Raw genomic sequence first — 16,493 nt, 5'->3', positions numbered from 1 at the left:
CCGGACGACGAACATCCGGGGTCTCGATATTTCTTGGTTCTGTCAGTTCGCCGGCCGCCGCGTTGCGGCAAGGCGAGCGCCGGGATATTCAGCTTTGCCAGGCAGTCACCCGCTCAAGCCGCTCGAGAATGCGCGGCCAACCGCTTCCCATGCCGATGTAGCCGCGCTCGTCCTCGGACCGGAACCCGGAATGCTCCATGCGCACCCGCGTCGCTTTACCTTCGGGCGTCAACGACCATGTCACCACGGTCTTCAGACCGCTGTCGGATTCGGTGCCGTCGCCCCAGCTGTAGGCGAGCAGGCGTGGCGGCTCGATCTTCAGCACCTCGCAGTTCGTCACGCCGGACCAGCCAGGCACCGGCGTCGCGCGAAAGGTAAAGCGATGGCCTTGCTCAGGCGCAAAGTCGTTCTCCATCAGCCATTCGGCAACCAGATGCGGCACGGTCAGTGCGCGCCATATCTTTTCAGCCGCATGCGGGATCAGACGCTCGACGACAATGGATTTGGTTTCGATTGTGGTTGCTTCAGTCATGACTTGGGACCCGTTGTTTGCGGTTTGGCTGGGCTATTCAACAACGCGCTCTCCATGAGAACCAATAACCCATCAGCTATGAGTTACGTATAACGCTTAAGTTATGAATGTGTCAAGCGGCGGAATGGCAGGCGCGCCCGCAAGCACATTGAGCCCACACTTCCGGCTTTCAAGGCACCGTGCCCGATGCTACCGCTGGCCAGCTGAAATCATCAACGGATCGCCCATGACCGAGACCGAACGCCCTCGCCTGCCGCTGATCGAGATCTGCGTCGAAGGCATAGACGGCCTGCTGGCCGCGCAAGCCGCCGGTGCCGACCGTGTCGAGCTCTGTGCCAGCCTGGTCGAGGGCGGCATCACGCCGAGCTTCGGCACCGTGCGCACGGCGCTTGAATTAGCGACGATCCCGTTCCACGTCATCGTGCGGCCGCGTGGCGGCGATTTTCTCTATAGCGAGGCCGAATATCGTTCGATGCTCGCCGATGTCCGAGCGCTTGCCGAGCTTGGCGTCGCCGGTGTCGTTATCGGCTGCCTCGCTGCCGACGGCACGATCGATGAGCAGCGCATGAGCGAACTGGCGCAGGCAGCGGGGAGCTTGAACGTCACCTGCCACCGCGCCTTCGACATGACCCGCGACCCGACCGAGGCACTGGAATCGCTGATCCGCTGCAAGGTCGGCCGTGTGCTGACCAGCGGCCAGCGCGACACGGCGCTGGAGGGCGCGGACCTGCTCGCCGATCTGGTCAGGCAGGCTGGCGACCGCATCATCATCCTCGGCTGCGGCGGGCTTGACCCGCAGAACATTGCCGAGGTGCGGAGGAAAACCGGGGTGAGCGAAATGCACTTCGCCGCGCTCAAGGACGTGCCGAGCGCCATGCGCTATCGCAACCCGAAAGTCGGTATGGGCGGCACCGACCTCGACCGCGAATACCGCAACACCGTGACCGACGAGGTACTGGTGGCGGCGACCATCGCCGCTGCCCGGGCATGATCCTGGAAGACAGAAGAAAGAAAATGATTGAAACGCGATTGCCGATCGAGCTGGTTTTGCCGCGGGATGAGCCCGCAATCCTCGCGCTCAACAACGAGCACGCTGCGGAATTATCATGGCTCGAACCTGAGCGCCTTTCCTTCCTGCTTGGCGAAGCGTTTTACGCGCGCCGTATCGGTGCACTCGAAGCCTTCATCATGACCTTCGACCAGGACGCAAGCTACGACAGCCCGAATTTCCTGTGGTTTCGCGAGCGCTATCCGCGCTTCGTCTATGTCGATCGCGTCGTGGTCGGCGCCAATGCGCGCGGCCGGGGTCATGCCCGCCGGCTGTACGAGGATCTGTTCGAGCAGGCGTCACGCGCCGGCCAGGCGATCGTCACTTGCGAGGTCAATGCCGAGCCACCCAATCCGGCTTCGGACGCCTTCCACGCGGCACTCGGCTTCATGGAAGTGGGCGACGCGGTAATCCACGGCGGCAAGAAAGCCGTGCGGTATTATCTAAGACGGATCGCCGGCTGAACGGCAGCCGCCTCGCCCTACCAATTGCGGTTCAGCCAGGAGCGGGTCGGCTTTTCGACGATGTAGTAGCTGCACAGAGCGCAAGCGAACGCCGCCGCCAACATCAGCCACGGCGAACTGCCTTGTATGTCGACGAATTGATAAAAGGGCTGCTGCCAAAGATAGAGCGAATACGACCACAGCCCCAGCATCGTCATCGGCCGGGAGGATAGAAACCCGGTCAGGTACCAACTGCTGAAGTCGAGCGAGTTGACGGCGAGGGCCAACAGCGGCACCGCGACCAGATAGTGGATCGGGGTTGGCACGGCAGCCATGAACACTAGAACCGCCACGACAGCGGCCGCCAGGGCGACATGTGGGCCCTTGAGCAGCGCCGGCAGCCTGTCGTCGGCCTTGAGCAGGCATATCACCGCTGACAGCAGGATCGAGGCGATGTGCACGTCGGTGCGCCAATAGGTGGACTCGTAGCCTATTCCGAGCACCCAGTAGGAGATGGCGCCGTTTGCCATGGCCAGCACCGACAATGCGCCGAGCAGCACGATGACCCGGGACTGCCCCGAGACGACGACGCCGATCAGCGCCAGGATGACATAGGCGTGCTCTTCGACGCAGAGCGACCAGATATGGTCGAGCGCGCCGGCGCGGGTGACGAGAATTCCGGCGTAGTTGTAAGTGAACGTCAGCGCCGTCAGCGCCGCCTTCCACTTGAAGGCGATGAATGTGCCGGACAAGGCAACCACCGCGGCGACGACGAAAACCATCAGTGCCGGGTAGATGCGGGAGAACCGGCGCTTGAAGAATTTCTTCAGCGGATAGTGTTCGACGAACAGGATCTCGGCCATCAGCCGGCCGCTGAGCACGAAGAAGAATTCGACGCCCAGGACGCCGAGATTGATGCCGGGAACGGGGAAGAAATGGCCGATCAGCACCAGCGCGATCGACAGGCCACGCCAGCCGTCGAGATAGGCAAGCCTGGTTCTTGCCGAGCTATCGGCGACAGGCCTGGACACGACAAGACGCGCCGCGGAGATGTCCGTCATGCCGGTCCCTTCTGCGAAAGGCGGGCTGGAGGCCGCATTCCTCCAGCTATATTGCAGCGCACCAGAACTTTGTGCAAGTGCGAGATAACGACACGCCCGAAGTACGGGACGGACAGAAAAGGGCCGTTAAGGCCCCTTCCCCAAAACCGAAGGTCGGTGGTCTCAGGCGTTGGCGGCAGCCACGAGACTGGCGCGGTAGTCGGCCGACCATTCATGTCGCTCATCAAATTATCCGCCGCGACTTTAACGCCGGCCAGTGCCGAGGCCACGAAGCTTCCGGCGAGCGCCGCCTCGATCTCCTTCGAACGGAAGAGGCCATTGTCGCCGGCGCCGGTGGAAGGCCTTGTGTTTCTCCTTCGATAAAGAGAGGGTCTGTCACCAAACTGGTGGACGGACATGCCGAACGGAAGTGTCACATATGCGGTGTAACCAGCAAGTTGAGCTCAAAGTCGGTTCTGGATCGCGGAAGGGAATGTGGCATGGTGGATTCTGATCGGATCGACAACCTGATCGCAGCGGTGCCCCCCGCCTTGGCGCTTCGCGCCGGGCTGGACCTCGGCATCTTCACCCGGCTCGGCGGCAGCGCGGTGACTGCCGACAGCCTTGGGGCCGCGCTCAAAGTCGAGCCCGATCGTCTGTCGCGGCTCCTCTACGCGCTCGCCAGCATCGGTCTCCTCGAAGTCAAGGATGGTCAATTTCGCAATGGAGCCGAAGCGTCGGCCTTCCTCGACGCGTCCAAACCGACCTACCGCGGCGGCGATCATGCGCTCCTGCGCGAGCTCTGGGGAGCCGACCTGCTGACCGCAGAGTCGCTGCGACAGAACCGGCCGGCTGCGCTGCACGACTTTTCCGAAGCGGGGCCCGAGGCCGCGGCGGCCTTCAGCCGCCTGCTCGCACCGGGCGGGGTGATTTTCGGCCGACATCTGGCCCGGGAGATGGACCTCTCTGCGATCGGTTCGGTGATCGACATCGGCGGGGGCTCCGGGACCATTCTCGTCGGACTTCGCGAGCGGCGGCCGCAGATTGCGGCGACGCTGATGGAACTCCCAACGGTGGCAGCGGTCGCGCCAGATATCCTGTCAGAATACGGTGCCGACGACGTGGTTGTCGAAGAGGGGGACATAACTGTCGCACCATCGATCGGTCGGCACGACCTGGCGATCCTGAAGGCCGTCGTCCAGGTCCTTCCGCCGGACCAGGCGCGCAGTTCGATCCTGAACGCGGCGCGTTGCCTCACACCCGGAGGCGAGATCGCAATTGCGGGGTGGGGTGTCGTCGATGACGACCGCCTCGGCCCGCCTGAGGGTGTCTTTCTGAATCTCACCTTCTTGAACCTCTATCGCCACGGCGAATCGTACACTGAAGGTCAGTATCGCGCATGGATGACCGAGGCTGGATTCCGGGATATCTCCAGGTCGCGCCTGACGGACGGCTCCACGTTGTTTCGTGCGCGCCTCACGGGCTGATCGTGGCTGAGTGGTTGGTTTCGGACGCAAGGCTCTCCGAGCCCGCCCGCCAGGGCACGGACGAGGACACGAGCGACTAAATTCAGGCCGCGCCGCGCGGCGGGGCGTAGCTCTTCTGAAATGCAATGCCTTGCCCGGTGATCCAAATCGGCCGAATGTGCCGGCGACAGATTCACTGAAGCAGAGACAGTGCATGACAGACTTCGCCCTCCCCCTGCCCGCAACCCCGTCGGTGGCCGTCGCCGGCTCGCCGCAGCGTTTTGCGGTGCGTCGCATCTTCTGCGTCGGCCGCAACTACGCCGCCCATGCCCGCGAGCTCGGCAATGATGAGCGCGACCCGCCCTTCTTCTTCACCAAGCCAGGCGACGCAGTGGTCGATGCGGCGGTCGGTTCGGGCACGATCATCCCCTACCCGCCGCTGACCCAAAACCTGCATCACGAAATCGAGCTAGTCGTCGCGATCGGCGGAGCCGGCTTCCGCATCCGGCGCGAGCGGGCGCTGAACCATGTCTGGGGCTACGGCGTCGGTGTCGACCTGACCCGCCGCGACCTTCAGGACGAGGCGAAGAAGGCGGCACGACCGTGGGACTGGTCGAAAGCCTTCGACCGTTCGGCGCCCTGCGGCCCGCTGGTTCCGGCACAAACATCCGGCCATCCCGAAAAGGGCCGTATCTGGCTCGCCGTCAACGGCAAGATCAGGCAGGACGGCGACCTCGCCGAACTGATCTGGCCGGTTCCCGACATCGTCTCGATTTGCAGCGAGGCGGTAGAACTTAAGCCCGGCGACCTGATCTTCACCGGCACGCCGGCCGGCGTCGGCGCGGTCGGGCCGGGCGAAAAGATCACCGGCGGCGTCGACGGCATCGGCGAAATCGAGCTGACCATCGGCCAACCGGGCCCGTGATCCGATGAGCGACATCGTCCTTCACAATTACTACCGCTCCTCGACGTCTTACCGGGTGCGGATCGCGCTGGAGATGAAGGGCCTCGCCTACGAATACGTGCCGCATCATCTGCGCCACGGCGAGCATCTCGAACCCGCCTATCTCGCGGTCAATCCGCAAGGTCTGGTGCCGGCTCTGATCCTGGGCGACGGCACGCTGCTGACGCAATCACTGGCGATCATCGAATATCTCGACGAGACCACGCCCGAGCCGCCATTGCTGCCCAAGGATGCGCCTGGCCGCGCCCGCGTCAGGATGCTGGCGCAGATGATCGCCTGCGACATCCATCCGGTGAACAATCTGCGCGTGCTGACCTCGTTGCGCACGCTGTTCGGCGCCGGCGACCAGGACGTCGCCAACTGGTTCCGGCATTGGGTGAACGAAGGTTTCCAGCCGCTTGAAAAGATTCTGGCTTCCTCGCCCGAGACAAAGACCTTTTGCCATGGCGACACGCCGGGGCTAGCCGATATCTGCCTGGTCGCACAGGTCACCAGCAATGCCCGTTTCGGCGTCGATATGACGCCCTACCCGACGATCGCGCGCATCAACGCCGCCTGCATGGCGCTGCCGGCGTTCCAGAAGGCGGCGCCGGAGAACCAGATCGATGCCGAGTAGACCGCAAATTGCATGAAGTGATGAGGAACTGCCGATGAAAGCCGTCGTCTTCGAAAAATTCGGCGAGGCGCCGACGATCCAGACCGTGCCGGATCCGACGCCTTCGCCGGAAGGCGTCGTCATCAAGGTCGAGGCGACTGGCCTTTGCCGCAGCGATTGGCATGGCTGGATGGGCCACGACGACGGCATCCGCCTGCCGCATGTGCCGGGCCACGAGCTGGCAGGCGTCGTGGTCTCCACAGGCAGCCAGGTGACCCGCTGGAAGACCGGCGAGCGCGTCACCGTGCCGTTCGCCGTCGGCTGCGGCCGCTGCTCCGAATGCACCTCGGGCAACCACCAGGTCTGCGAGCACCAGTTCCAGCCCGGCTTCACCGCTTGGGGCTCGTTCGCCGAATATGTCGCCATCGACCACGCCGACACCAATCTCGTGCGCTTGCCCGACGAGATGGAATTCGCCACCGCCGCCAGCCTCGGCTGCCGCTTCGTCACCTCGTTCCGCGCCATCGTCGACCAGGGCCGGGTGACGCCCGGCGAATGGGTGGCCGTGCATGGCTGCGGCGGCGTCGGCCTGTCGGCGATCATGATCGCCAGCGCCATGGGCGCCAATGTCGTTGCCATCGACCTGACCGACGAGAAGCTGGACTTCGCCAAAACGATCGGCGCGGTGGCGACGATCAACGCGGCAAAGACGCCGAACGTGGTCAAGGCAGTCAAGCAGATCACCAATGGCGGCGCGCATATGTCGATGGACGCGCTCGGCCATCCGACGACGTCGTTCAACTCGATCGCGAACCTGCGCCGGCGCGGCCGCCATGTGCAGGTCGGCCTGATGCTCGGCGAGCATGCCAGGCCGCAGATACCGATGGACAAGGTGATCGCCTTCGAGCTCGAGATCCGCGGCAGCCACGGCATGCAGGCTTTCCGCTATCAGGCGATGATGGAGATGATCCGCACCGGCAAGCTTAAGCCCGAACTGCTGGTCGGCAAGAAGATCAGCCTCGAGGAAGCGCCGGCCGCATTGATGGCTATGGGCGGCTTCGAAGGCATCGGCATCGGCGTGGTGACCCGATTCTAGATCAGCGACCCGACTCTGGATTAGCGGAGAAAGGCGCAGACTTCCCGCACGCAGGCGCGTAACCAGCGTTGCGCCGGATCGGCGTCGAGCCGCGGATGCCAGAGCATCGAGATCGTGACCTCGGCAACGTCGACCGGCAACGGAAAGCTGAACATGCCCGTGCGCGCGCCTAGCGTGTGCCGCTCGGGGACGCTGGCGATCAAATCGGAGGCGCGCGCCATGGCGAGCGTGGCCGAGAAGCTGGAAACCATGCACACAATCGTCCGCTGGAGACCCAGCAGTTTCAAGGCCTCGTCGATCGGGCCTTTTTCGCGACCACGCCGCGAAACGCTGATGTGGCGGCCGGCCGCATAGCGGGCCGGCGTCACCGGACCCTCGCTCAGCTCATGGCCCATTCGCACCGCACCGATGAAGCGGTCGCGAAACAGCGCCTGAATACGCATTTCAGGGCTCGTTTCACCGGCAACCCCGATTTCGAGATCAATCCCTGCGTCACGCAGCGACATGTCGTTCTTGTCGGATTTCGGCGCAAAACGCAGCTGCACGCCAGACGCATCCGCTTCGATACGGGCGACGAGACGCGGCGCGAACTCCTCGACGAAGCTTTCATTGGCGCGCAGCGTAAAAACGCTGTCGAGGCATGAGAGGTCGAGCAAGGTGGCCGGGCGCAGGAGCGCTTCAGCTTCCTGCACGACGCGGCCTGCCTGCTGCTGCAATTCCTGCGCGCGCGGTGTCGCAACCAGGCCACGGCCGGCCCGGACCAGCAATGGATCGCCTGTCGCTTGGCGCAGCCGCGCCAGCGTCCGGCTCATCGCCGACGGACTGAGGTGCAGCCGCGCGGCAGCACGGGCGACGCTGCCCTCGCTCAGCAGCACATCGAGGGCGACAAGCAGATTGAGATCGGGTGACGACATGGAAGGACCATAACACAGCTCAGCGGTGACGTGGCGTTTCATGCACGAATAAGATGCAAATACTGCGCCTTCCGCCACATCAAGCAGAGGAATAGCTTCCGACAGCTCCGATTTTGGGGGCTTGCCGGCAGAGGAGTTCACCGTGGCATCGACCGCTGAAAAGACTTGGTCTGAAAAGAGCTGGGCTGAAAAGGCCGGGGCTGAAAAGATCGGGAATGAAACGGCCCCGGTGAGCGTCCGCTCGGCCCGATGGGCGTTGGCCAGCCTGTCGCTTTCAACGCTGCTGTCGTCGCTCGCCACCAGCATCGCCAGCGTCGGGCTGCCATCGCTGATGCAGGCATTCGGCGCATCGTTCCAGCTCGTGCAATGGGTCGTTCTTGCCTATCTGCTCGCCATCACCACCTTGATCGTCAGCGCCGGGCGACTCGCCGATATATTCGGCCGCCGCCCGCTATTGCTCGGCGGCATTGGCCTGTTCACCTTCGCATCGGTGCTTTGCGGGCTCGCGCCGACGCTCTGGCTGCTGATTGCCGCAAGGGCGGCACAGGGGCTCGGCGCGGCCGTCATGATGGCTCTGACGCTGACCTTTATCGCCGACACGGTTCCCCGGGAAAAAACCGGCAGCGCCATGGGCCTGCTCGGCGCCATGTCCGCGATCGGCACCACGCTTGGCCCCTCGCTTGGCGGACTGCTGATCGCCGGTCTCGGCTGGCGAGCGATCTTCCTCATCAATCTGCCGTTGGGGGCGCTGGCCTTCGCGCTCGCCCGTCGCGTCCTGCCGGCTGGAAAAAAGTCAGCGGAACCGGATCGCCGCGGTTTCGACGGCATCGGCACGGCTTTGCTCGCGCTGACGCTAGCCGCCTATGCGCTCGCCATGACCCTTGGGCGCGGCAGTTTTGGTTCTCTCAATGTCGGCTTGCTGATTGCCGCTGCCGTGGGTGGCCTGCTGTTCGTCATTGCGCAGACAAGCGCCGAGAACCCTTTGATCCAGCCTGCGAGGTTCCGCGATAGCGCCTTGAACGCAAGCCTCGCCATGAGCCTGGTCGTCGCCACCGTGATGATGGCGACGCTGGTGGTCGCGCCATTCTATCTGTCGCGCGCGCTTGGGCTGGACGCAGCCATGGTCGGGCTGGTTCTGTCGGCCGGCCCTCTGGTTACGGCCTTGGCGGCGCTGCCGGCCGGACGCCTGGTCGATCGTTTCGGGGCGCACCGGATGATGATCGTCGGCCTGCTCGATCTCGCCATTGGTATCTTCATTCTGTCGCAGGCGGAATTCGGTATTGCCGGCTATGTCGTGCCAATCATCATCGTCTGCACCGGCTACAGCCTGTTTCAGACCGCCAACAATTCAGCCGTGATGACCGGCGTCGCGTCCGACCAGCGCGGCGTCGTCTCCGGCCTGCTCAATCTGTCGCGCAATCTCGGCCTGATCACCGGTGCGTCGGTGATGGGCGCGGTGTTTGCCTTCGCATCGGCTGGCGGAGGCGAAGGCACCGGTCGGCAGGTATTGGCATCTGCGGCAGCCGCACGCGGCATGCAGGTCACTTTCCAGGTCGCGACGGCCCTGGTGGTGGCGGCTTTGATCATTGCGATTATTTCTGGTCGCCGCGGCCAGCGCGCTTAGCTGAGCCGCCAGCGACGAACTCCAGCATCAGTTCAGCAGCCCTGAGCGCATGCGTCTCCAGAAGGAAATGGCCTGCGTCGAAGACGTGGGCCTCCATCCGGGGAAGATCCATAAGCCACGATTGAACCTCTGCAATGTCGAAGAAGGCATCGTGGCGACCCCAAAGAAGCATCGCTCGGGGTTGACGCTTCGCCAGATAATCAGCCACCGCCGCGAACCGGTCGACATATCGGCCGTAGTCGGCAATGAGCGCCTTCTGCAGATCAAGTCGTCCCGGCAGGCACATGACCCGCCAGTCTTCAATCCAACCACCTGGATCGATCTGCGCCGCGATCTCGGCTGGCAGGCCGGCGACGTACTGGTCGCGGGTTCCCTCGAGGGTGAGATGGGCGGTGGCGGCCTGCTCATTCGCCGCATTCGGCTCAGCCCAGAAGTCCAATGTGTCTGCCCATTGCGAACCAAAGCCGGAGCGGTGGGCATTGGCATTCTGGACGACAAGGCCTTCGACGAGTTCCGGGGCGCGCATGGCGAGATGAAGCGCTACCGGGGCTCCGAAATCATGCAAATAGAGAAACCTGCGGCCAACGTTGAGACGCGAGAGCAGCTCTTCAATCGCGCTGGCCAGCATGTCGAACGACGGCTCGGGCGGCAGATCGGATGCGCCGAAGCCCGGCAGGTCCGGCGCCACGACATAGACGCTGCCGGAGAGCGGCGCGATCACGTCGCGAAACGTCCGCGACGAGCTAGGAAAGCCGTGCAGCAGCACGAGCGCGGGTTCGGAAGCATCACCAGCCGTCCGGACGGCCACCTCGCCACCCGAGGACAAGCGTATCTTCTGGATCCCAGGCACCAAAATTGCCCCTTTTTCTCCACGCCGCGCAAGGCCCACTTCGCGCCTTGCGCCACGCTGGCCGATTCGGCGCCTCGGAGACGCCGTTCCGCCAGGTCGGCAGCTCTTGGTATCAACTGGACGCGATTGTATCGAGTTCAAGACTGCGCCGGCGCACCTATCTCGCATATCTCTTGGCGCCGACGACGCAAAGCACGACGGCGGCGGTGACGGCGATCATGGCGGGACTGACCTGCTCATGCAGCAGCGCTGCCGCCAGCCCAAGGCCGAAGAAAGGCTGCAGCAGTTGCAGCTGCCCGACCGCGGCGATGCCGCCTTGCGCCAGGCCGCGATACCAGAACACGAAACCGATCAGCATGCTGAACAGCGACACATACGCCAAACCTATCCACGCGCCCCTGCCGGCACTTTCGAGCGACGGCGGCATGGTGATGAACGTCAGCGCCAGCATGACCGGCAGCGACAGCACCAGCGCCCACGAGATCACCTGCCAGCCGCCGAGCTTGCGCGACAGCGCCGCTCCCTCGGCATAGCCCAATCCGCACACGATGATGGCGGCCAGCATCAAGATGTCGCCGAGCGGCGAGACCGAGAGGCCATGCGTCACTGCAAAACCGGCAACAAGGGCGCTGCCGAGACACGAGAACAGCCAGAACGCCGGTTTCGGGCGATCACCGCCTCGAACCACGCCGAAGATCGCGGTCGCCAACGGCAACAGGCCGACGAAAATGATCGAGTGAGCCGAATTGATGTGCTTGAGCGCCAGCGCTGTCAGCAGGGGAAAGCCGACCACGACGCCAAGCGCGACGATCGCCAGCGAGAACAGATCTTGCCGCTCCGGTCGCTTCTGGCGAAAAACGAGCAGCAGCGCGAGGCCGAGAATGCCCGCCGAAGCCGCACGGGCGACCGTCACGAACACCGGATCGAAATCCATCACCGCCACGCGCGTCGCCGGAAGCGAACCGCTGAAGATCAGCACGCCTATGAACCCGTTGACCCAGCCGCTCGCCGCCCAGCTACTCGCCGCCCCACCACTCACCGCCTTGTCCATCGATGCCCCGCTCGTTTCGCCCTCTATCGGGCCGGGCGTATGGCTCCGCCAGAGACAATGAGGTACAGTTCGACAAAACCGTCATGGTAGGCTGAGCAGTACGGATGGACGAGCAGACGACAACAGATGAGGGCAGCCGGACGCTTGTCGAAACCGTCATGGCGACGATCAGGCACAGGATCGCCGCGCGCAGCCTGACACCGGGAATGCGGCTGCCTTCGATCCGGGCTTTCGCCAAGGCCATGCAGGTTTCCAAATCCACCGTGGTCGAAGCCTATGAGCGTCTTGCGGCGGAAGGCATGATCCGCTCGCGGCCGGGCTCGGGTTTCTATGCCGCCGGATCGCTGGCTCCGCTGTCACTGGCCGAGATCGGCCCCAGGCTTGACCGTGCTGTCGACCCGCTGTGGGTCTCGCGCCAATCGCTGGAAGCTGGCGACAATGTGCTCAAACCCGGTTGCGGCTGGTTGCCGGCCGCATGGATGCCCGAGGCCGGATTGCGCCGCGCACTGCGGACCATGGCCCGCGCCGACGATGCCGCGCTGACCGATTACGGCACGCCGCTCGGCTTGCCGGCGCTGCGCCATCTGCTGGCGCGGCGCATGGCCGAGCACGGTATCGAAGCCTCCCCGGACCAGATCATGCTGACGGAATCGGGCACCCAGGCGATCGACCTGCTGTGTAGGTTTCTGCTCGAACCGGGTGACACCGTGTTGGTCGACGATCCCTGCTATTTCAACTTCCATGCCCTGTTGCGCGCCCATCGGGCCAAGGTGATCAGCGTTCCCTACACACGCTCGGGGCCGGACATCGAGCTGTTCGCGCAAGCGCTGAACGAGCACCGGCCGCGCCTCTACATCACCAATTCCGCGCTCCACAATCCGACCGGCGCGATATTGTCGCCCGTCGCCGCCCATCGGCTGCTGAAGCTCGCCGACCAGTCGGGGCTGACGATTATCGAGGACGATATCTTCGCCGATTTCGAACATACGCCCGCGCCCCGGCTGGCGGCCTTCGACGGTCTCAGCCGGGTCATCCATATCGGAAGCTTCTCCAAGACGCTTTCGGCATCGGTGCGCTGCGGCTTCATCGCCGCTCCTCGCGACTGGATGGAAGGATTGACCGATCTCAAGATCGCCACGTCCTTTGGCAGCGGGCGGCTTGCATCCGAACTGGTGCTGACGCTGCTGAAGGACGGCCTCTATCGCAAGCACGTCGATCTGCTGCGCGCGCGGCTCTCGCGCGCCGTGGAAGAAACCAGCGCCCGCCTGAAGGCCATCGGCATCGTGCCATGGATAGATCAGCCGGCCGGCATGTTTTTGTGGTGCAGGCTGCCGGAGGGGATAGATGCCGCGGATGTCGCCCGTCACGCTTTGTCGGCCAACGTCGTGCTTGCGCCCGGCAATGCGTTCAGCCTGTCTCGGTCGGCCAGCCGTTTCATGCGCTTCAACGTCGCCCAGTCCGGAGACGACCGGATTTTCAGGGCGCTTGAACAGGCGATGTCGCGCTGATTTGCACCGCCGCACGCCTGTCTGAGCCCGTGTCCTCGGAGACTGTTTCGAAATTCGCTCTGGCGAGTCATATGGTGGTGGTTTCGAGAACCGGAGCGCAGCGGACATTTAGGTCCGTGAGCACCGGCCTACGCCGGCCGTAGCCTTAACTGCCACGACCGCTGATCGGTGCTTCGGCCGGCGAAGGCCGGAAGCGCAGAAAACGCGATCAGATGGCCGCCAGAGTAGAGTTTCCAAACGGTCTCTCAGGTGCCGGCCCGCTTGCGGCGTGCGTAAAGCATGACGAGCGTCTCGGCGGTCAGCGCCGGCCTCTGCTCGCCTTCGATCTCGACCGTATTGGAAGCCTTCATCAGATATTGCCCCGGGCCTTTGTCTTCCATCGACAACAGCGTGGTGCGCAGCCTGATTCGCGAGCCGACCCTGACTGGCGCCACGAAACGCACTTTGTCGAAACCGTAGTTGAAAGCGGCCTGCGTGTTTTCGGGTACGATGCCCATCTCAAGCGCCAGCGCGCCGATGATCGACAGGGTCAGATAGCCATGCGCGATCGTGGTGCGAAACGGGCTTTGCCGCTTCGCCCGCTCGGGATCGACATGGATCCATTGATGATCGCCCGTGCATTCGGCAAACTGGTCGATGCGGTGCTGATCGACCAGCGTCCAGTCCGAGACGCCTAATTCCTGCCCGGCCATCGCCCTGAGTTGCTCGAAGGTCGGCGGCGTCGTGGGCCGTATCTGCGTCATTCCTGCTTTCCCGATCGCTTGCCTGTTCCGGACCACGACGGGCCGCCCCTGTCAATTCGTCAGTGCGATTCCAGCCCATAATCTTCGGCCGCGAACCGCCAGTCTTCGCCGCCGGCAAGCGTGCTGCTGGGGAACAGCTTATTTCTTGTCGTGGCCGGCGCGGATCTCCTCCATCGCCTCCTTGATGCGGCTGCGCAGGATTTCGATGGATTCGGTGCCGGACGCCCTCGCCAGTTCGGCCATCTCGCCGGCATTCTTCAGCGCGGTCTCGAAGGATCTCCTGGCGAACGCCGCCTGCTTCTGCATCATTTCCTGGGGATTGCCGGGCGCCCTGTAGTTTTGTGCCATGTCGGTGATTTCGCGCAGCGTGTCCTGTAGCATCTCGCGTTGCCTGGACAACAGCGCCGACGCTCCGGCGGCACTCGCCCTGGCCGACTTCTCCAGCGCTTCCAGGTTCTTGGCGTGGTGGGCGAGGATCGCTTCGACATCGACATTCGGCAGCTTCAGGTCGCGGCCGAACTTGCCGAACATGTCGATAAAGGACTCGGAATCCGGTCGTTTTGCCATGCTGGTACTCTCCCCCTGTTGCCGTGAACGCCGCCACTGCACGGAAGATAGTGCAGCGAAGCTCAGCGGTCCATTCGGACGAGGTCAGCCGACGAGAAACAGCCGTTCGGCGGTGTAGAGCACGAGCCCGGCAAGGCCACCGATGATCATGCCGTTGAAGCGGATATATTGCAGGTCCTTGCCGATGTTCATCTCGATCAGCCTTGTCAGTTGCGCGAGGTCCCAGCGCTTGACCTGGTCGGCGATGAATTTGGACACGCCGCTCTTCTGGCTTTCGACGAAGGATGCCAGCGCCACGATGAACCCCTGGTTCATGTCGGCCCTGATCTGCGCGTCGTCGGCAAGATGGCGGCCGACCTCGACGAACATGGTGGCGAGATGGTCGCGGATCATCGAATTCGGCGCCTTGGCGTCCTGCTCGATGAACAGCCGCAGGCTCTCCCACATGTCGCCGGCCAGAGCGCTGAGTTCCGGCCGGGCGAGGAAATCTCGCTTCAGCTTTTCGGCGCGCCTGGCATATTGTTTGGATGTCCTCAGCCGCTCGACGAAAGTCGCGACGAAAAGGTCGAATTCGGCGCGCATTGGATGGTGCGGATCGGCGCGCACTTCATCGAGCAGCGAGCCGGCCGACGCAACGATCTTCTTCAACAGATAGGCGTCGGCGCGAAACAGGTTGAACAGCGACGGCAGTTCCTCGCGGATCTTCTCGCGCATCGTCGCCAGCGCCTGCTCGTCGCTCAAGAAGCGGCCGACCACCTTGGTGAACTCGTCGAATAGTTTCTGGTGGCGGCGATCGTCAGTCAGCGCCGACAGCAACTCGGCGGCGAGCGGCGCCAGCGGCACCTTTTCGATCTGCTCCAGCATACGGCTGGTGACGAAGCCGCGCAGTCCGGATTGCTCGACCGCCGCCAGCGTCTGCGGCACCAGCCGGCCGACAAAACGCGACAGGTCGGCGGCGCGGTTCGGGTCGGCCAGCCAGTCCGCGACCAGCGCGGAAAAATCGACTTCGGCGAGCTTTTCGCGCACCGGCTCCGGCGCCAGGAAATTGACCTCGATGAAGCGGCCGAGATTGTCGGCGATTCGGTTCTGGTTCTCCGGGATGATAGCCGTATGCGGGATCGGCAGGCCGAGTGGCCGCCGAAACAGCGCTACCACCGCATACCAGTCGGCCAGCCCGCCGATCGTCGCCGCCTCGGCGAAAGCGGCAACAAAGCCCAACCACGCATGCCGGCTCTCGAACGATTTCGCCGCCGCAAAGATCAGCACGCAAAACGCAAGTGCTGCGGTGGCAGCGAACTTGGTGCGCCTGAGCGCCGAAAGCTTGGCATCGGCGTCGGTGTCGAACCGGGCGAACGCGACGGATGCAAGAACCGGGGCTGGTCGTGACATGGTGGGCCGCTCCTGATCGATCATGCGAACTTATCTAATGTCGCTTCCCACAGAAAGCGCGCCGCTGATCCCGGTGCGCGCAATCGCGCATGCAAACTTGACGCCTGAATTCATCTATTATGCAGCGCCAGTCTGGAATTGTTCCAAACTATAGGCCATATTGACCCCAACCACTGCTATGTGAGGACACAATGCGGCTTACCCGTCAGACCAACTACGCCATGCGCATTCTGATGTATTGCGCCGCCAATACCGAACGGCTGAGCCGCATCCCCGAGATCGCCGCCGCCTATTCGGTATCGGAACTTTTCCTGTTCAAGATCCTGCAGCCACTGGTCGAAAACGGCTTGATCGAAACGGTGCGCGGCAGGAATGGCGGCGTCAGGCTCGGTCGCGCGGCCGAAACGATCAGCCTGTTCGATGTCGTGCGGGTGACGGAGGAAAGCTTTGCCATGGCCGAGTGCTTCGAGAACGACGCCGCCGAATGCCCGCTGGTCGACAGCTGCGCCTTGAATTCGGCATTGCGCGAAGCGCTCAACGCCTTCTTCGCCGTGCTGTCGCGCTACACGATCGCCGATCTGGTGGCGGCGCGCCCGAATGTGCGACACCTGCTCGGCATCGACATGCTGGTGCAACGGGCGCCGGCCGCCTGATTTTTCTGAT

17 protein-coding genes are annotated in these 16,493 nt (G+C 63.7%); 9 read left to right on the top strand and 8 right to left on the bottom strand.

Features of this window, described 5'->3' with window-relative positions:
* Positions 1–88: 88 nt before the first annotated feature.
* Complete coding sequence (locus NKI22_RS04685) at positions 89–532, bottom strand: SRPBCC family protein (protein WP_023720024.1); 444 nt, start codon at positions 530–532, stop codon at positions 89–91.
* Positions 533–758: 226 nt separating this feature from the next.
* Between NKI22_RS04685 and NKI22_RS04680 the strand changes: the two genes are divergently transcribed.
* Together NKI22_RS04680 and NKI22_RS04675 are read left to right on the top strand one after the other, a co-directional pair.
* Positions 759–1,523 carry a copper homeostasis protein CutC gene (locus tag NKI22_RS04680; RefSeq protein WP_023720023.1) on the top strand — a complete coding sequence of 255 codons (765 nt, stop codon included), beginning with the start codon at positions 759–761 and terminating at the stop codon, positions 1,521–1,523.
* A 23-nt stretch (positions 1,524–1,546) separates the two neighbouring features.
* Positions 1,547–2,044: a GNAT family N-acetyltransferase gene (locus NKI22_RS04675; protein WP_023720022.1), complete on the top strand. Its 498-nt coding sequence runs from the start codon at positions 1,547–1,549 to the stop codon at positions 2,042–2,044.
* Positions 2,045–2,061: 17 nt separating this feature from the next.
* Here the strand turns inward: NKI22_RS04675 and NKI22_RS04670 are convergent, their stop codons facing one another.
* Positions 2,062–3,084 carry an acyltransferase family protein gene (locus NKI22_RS04670; protein WP_023720021.1) on the bottom strand — a complete coding sequence of 341 codons (1,023 nt, stop codon included), beginning with the start codon at positions 3,082–3,084 and terminating at the stop codon, positions 2,062–2,064.
* Positions 3,085–3,563: 479 nt separating this feature from the next.
* Here NKI22_RS04670 and NKI22_RS04660 point away from each other — a divergent pair, with 479 nt between their 5' ends.
* From NKI22_RS04660 to NKI22_RS04645, 4 genes are all read left to right on the top strand, one after another.
* The gene (locus NKI22_RS04660; protein ID WP_352484221.1) at positions 3,564–4,550 is read left to right on the top strand and encodes a methyltransferase; all 987 of its coding nucleotides are present in this window, start codon (positions 3,564–3,566) and stop codon (positions 4,548–4,550) included.
* A 193-nt stretch (positions 4,551–4,743) separates the two neighbouring features.
* Positions 4,744–5,454: a fumarylacetoacetate hydrolase family protein gene (locus NKI22_RS04655; RefSeq protein WP_023720019.1), complete on the top strand. Its 711-nt coding sequence runs from the start codon at positions 4,744–4,746 to the stop codon at positions 5,452–5,454.
* A 4-nt stretch (positions 5,455–5,458) separates the two neighbouring features.
* On the top strand, positions 5,459–6,109 hold the full coding sequence (gene maiA / locus NKI22_RS04650) for a maleylacetoacetate isomerase (protein WP_352484220.1): 651 nt from the start codon (positions 5,459–5,461) through the stop codon (positions 6,107–6,109).
* Between the two features lie 34 nt (positions 6,110–6,143).
* Entirely contained in the window at positions 6,144–7,184 is a 1,041-nt protein-coding gene (locus NKI22_RS04645; RefSeq protein ID WP_023720018.1) for a zinc-dependent alcohol dehydrogenase family protein, read from the top strand.
* A gap of 20 nt (positions 7,185–7,204) precedes the next feature.
* Here NKI22_RS04645 and NKI22_RS04640 read toward each other — a convergent pair whose 3' ends face one another.
* Entirely contained in the window at positions 7,205–8,098 is an 894-nt protein-coding gene (locus tag NKI22_RS04640) for a LysR family transcriptional regulator (protein ID WP_352495984.1), read from the bottom strand.
* A 208-nt stretch (positions 8,099–8,306) separates the two neighbouring features.
* Between NKI22_RS04640 and NKI22_RS04635 the strand changes: the two genes are divergently transcribed.
* Positions 8,307–9,722: an MFS transporter gene (locus NKI22_RS04635; RefSeq protein ID WP_031194301.1), complete on the top strand. Its 1,416-nt coding sequence runs from the start codon at positions 8,307–8,309 to the stop codon at positions 9,720–9,722.
* Here the strand turns inward: NKI22_RS04635 and NKI22_RS04630 are convergent.
* Both NKI22_RS04630 and NKI22_RS04625 read right to left on the bottom strand, forming a co-directional pair.
* Entirely contained in the window at positions 9,691–10,548 is an 858-nt protein-coding gene (locus NKI22_RS04630; protein WP_023720016.1) for an alpha/beta fold hydrolase, read from the bottom strand. The two genes, NKI22_RS04635 and NKI22_RS04630, sit on opposite strands and share 32 nt — an antisense overlap.
* A 181-nt stretch (positions 10,549–10,729) precedes the next feature.
* Positions 10,730–11,623, bottom strand: a complete 894-nt coding sequence (locus NKI22_RS04625; protein ID WP_352643872.1) for a DMT family transporter — start codon at positions 11,621–11,623, stop codon at positions 10,730–10,732.
* A gap of 104 nt (positions 11,624–11,727) precedes the next feature.
* On the opposite strand from NKI22_RS04625, the gene NKI22_RS04620 reads away from it, so the two are divergent.
* Complete coding sequence (locus NKI22_RS04620; RefSeq protein WP_352484216.1) at positions 11,728–13,131, top strand: aminotransferase-like domain-containing protein; 1,404 nt, start codon at positions 11,728–11,730, stop codon at positions 13,129–13,131.
* 245 nt (positions 13,132–13,376) lie between these two features.
* Here NKI22_RS04620 and NKI22_RS04615 read toward each other — a convergent pair whose 3' ends face one another.
* The 3 genes from NKI22_RS04615 to NKI22_RS04605 all read right to left on the bottom strand — a co-directional run bounded on the left by NKI22_RS04615 (position 13,377) and on the right by NKI22_RS04605 (position 15,830).
* Positions 13,377–13,874, bottom strand: a complete 498-nt coding sequence (locus NKI22_RS04615; RefSeq protein WP_023720013.1) for a MaoC family dehydratase — start codon at positions 13,872–13,874, stop codon at positions 13,377–13,379.
* A 138-nt stretch (positions 13,875–14,012) separates the two neighbouring features.
* Positions 14,013–14,441, bottom strand: coding sequence for a phasin family protein (locus NKI22_RS04610; RefSeq protein WP_023720012.1), 429 nt, complete (start codon positions 14,439–14,441; stop codon positions 14,013–14,015).
* 84 nt (positions 14,442–14,525) lie between these two features.
* The gene (locus NKI22_RS04605; protein WP_023720011.1) at positions 14,526–15,830 is read right to left on the bottom strand and encodes a DUF445 domain-containing protein; all 1,305 of its coding nucleotides are present in this window, start codon (positions 15,828–15,830) and stop codon (positions 14,526–14,528) included.
* A gap of 191 nt (positions 15,831–16,021) precedes the next feature.
* On the opposite strand from NKI22_RS04605, the gene rirA reads away from it, so the two are divergent.
* Positions 16,022–16,483 carry an iron-responsive transcriptional regulator RirA gene (gene rirA / locus NKI22_RS04600; RefSeq protein ID WP_023720010.1) on the top strand — a complete coding sequence of 154 codons (462 nt, stop codon included), beginning with the start codon at positions 16,022–16,024 and terminating at the stop codon, positions 16,481–16,483.
* Positions 16,484–16,493: the final 10 nt, after the last annotated feature.

Origin of the sequence: Mesorhizobium sp. M0778, from assembly GCF_040320105.1 — a bacterium.
GTDB lineage: Bacteria > Pseudomonadota > Alphaproteobacteria > Rhizobiales > Rhizobiaceae > Mesorhizobium.
The sequence above is the reverse complement of the archived record's forward strand: the minus strand, read 5'-3'. Positions and strand labels throughout refer to the sequence as shown.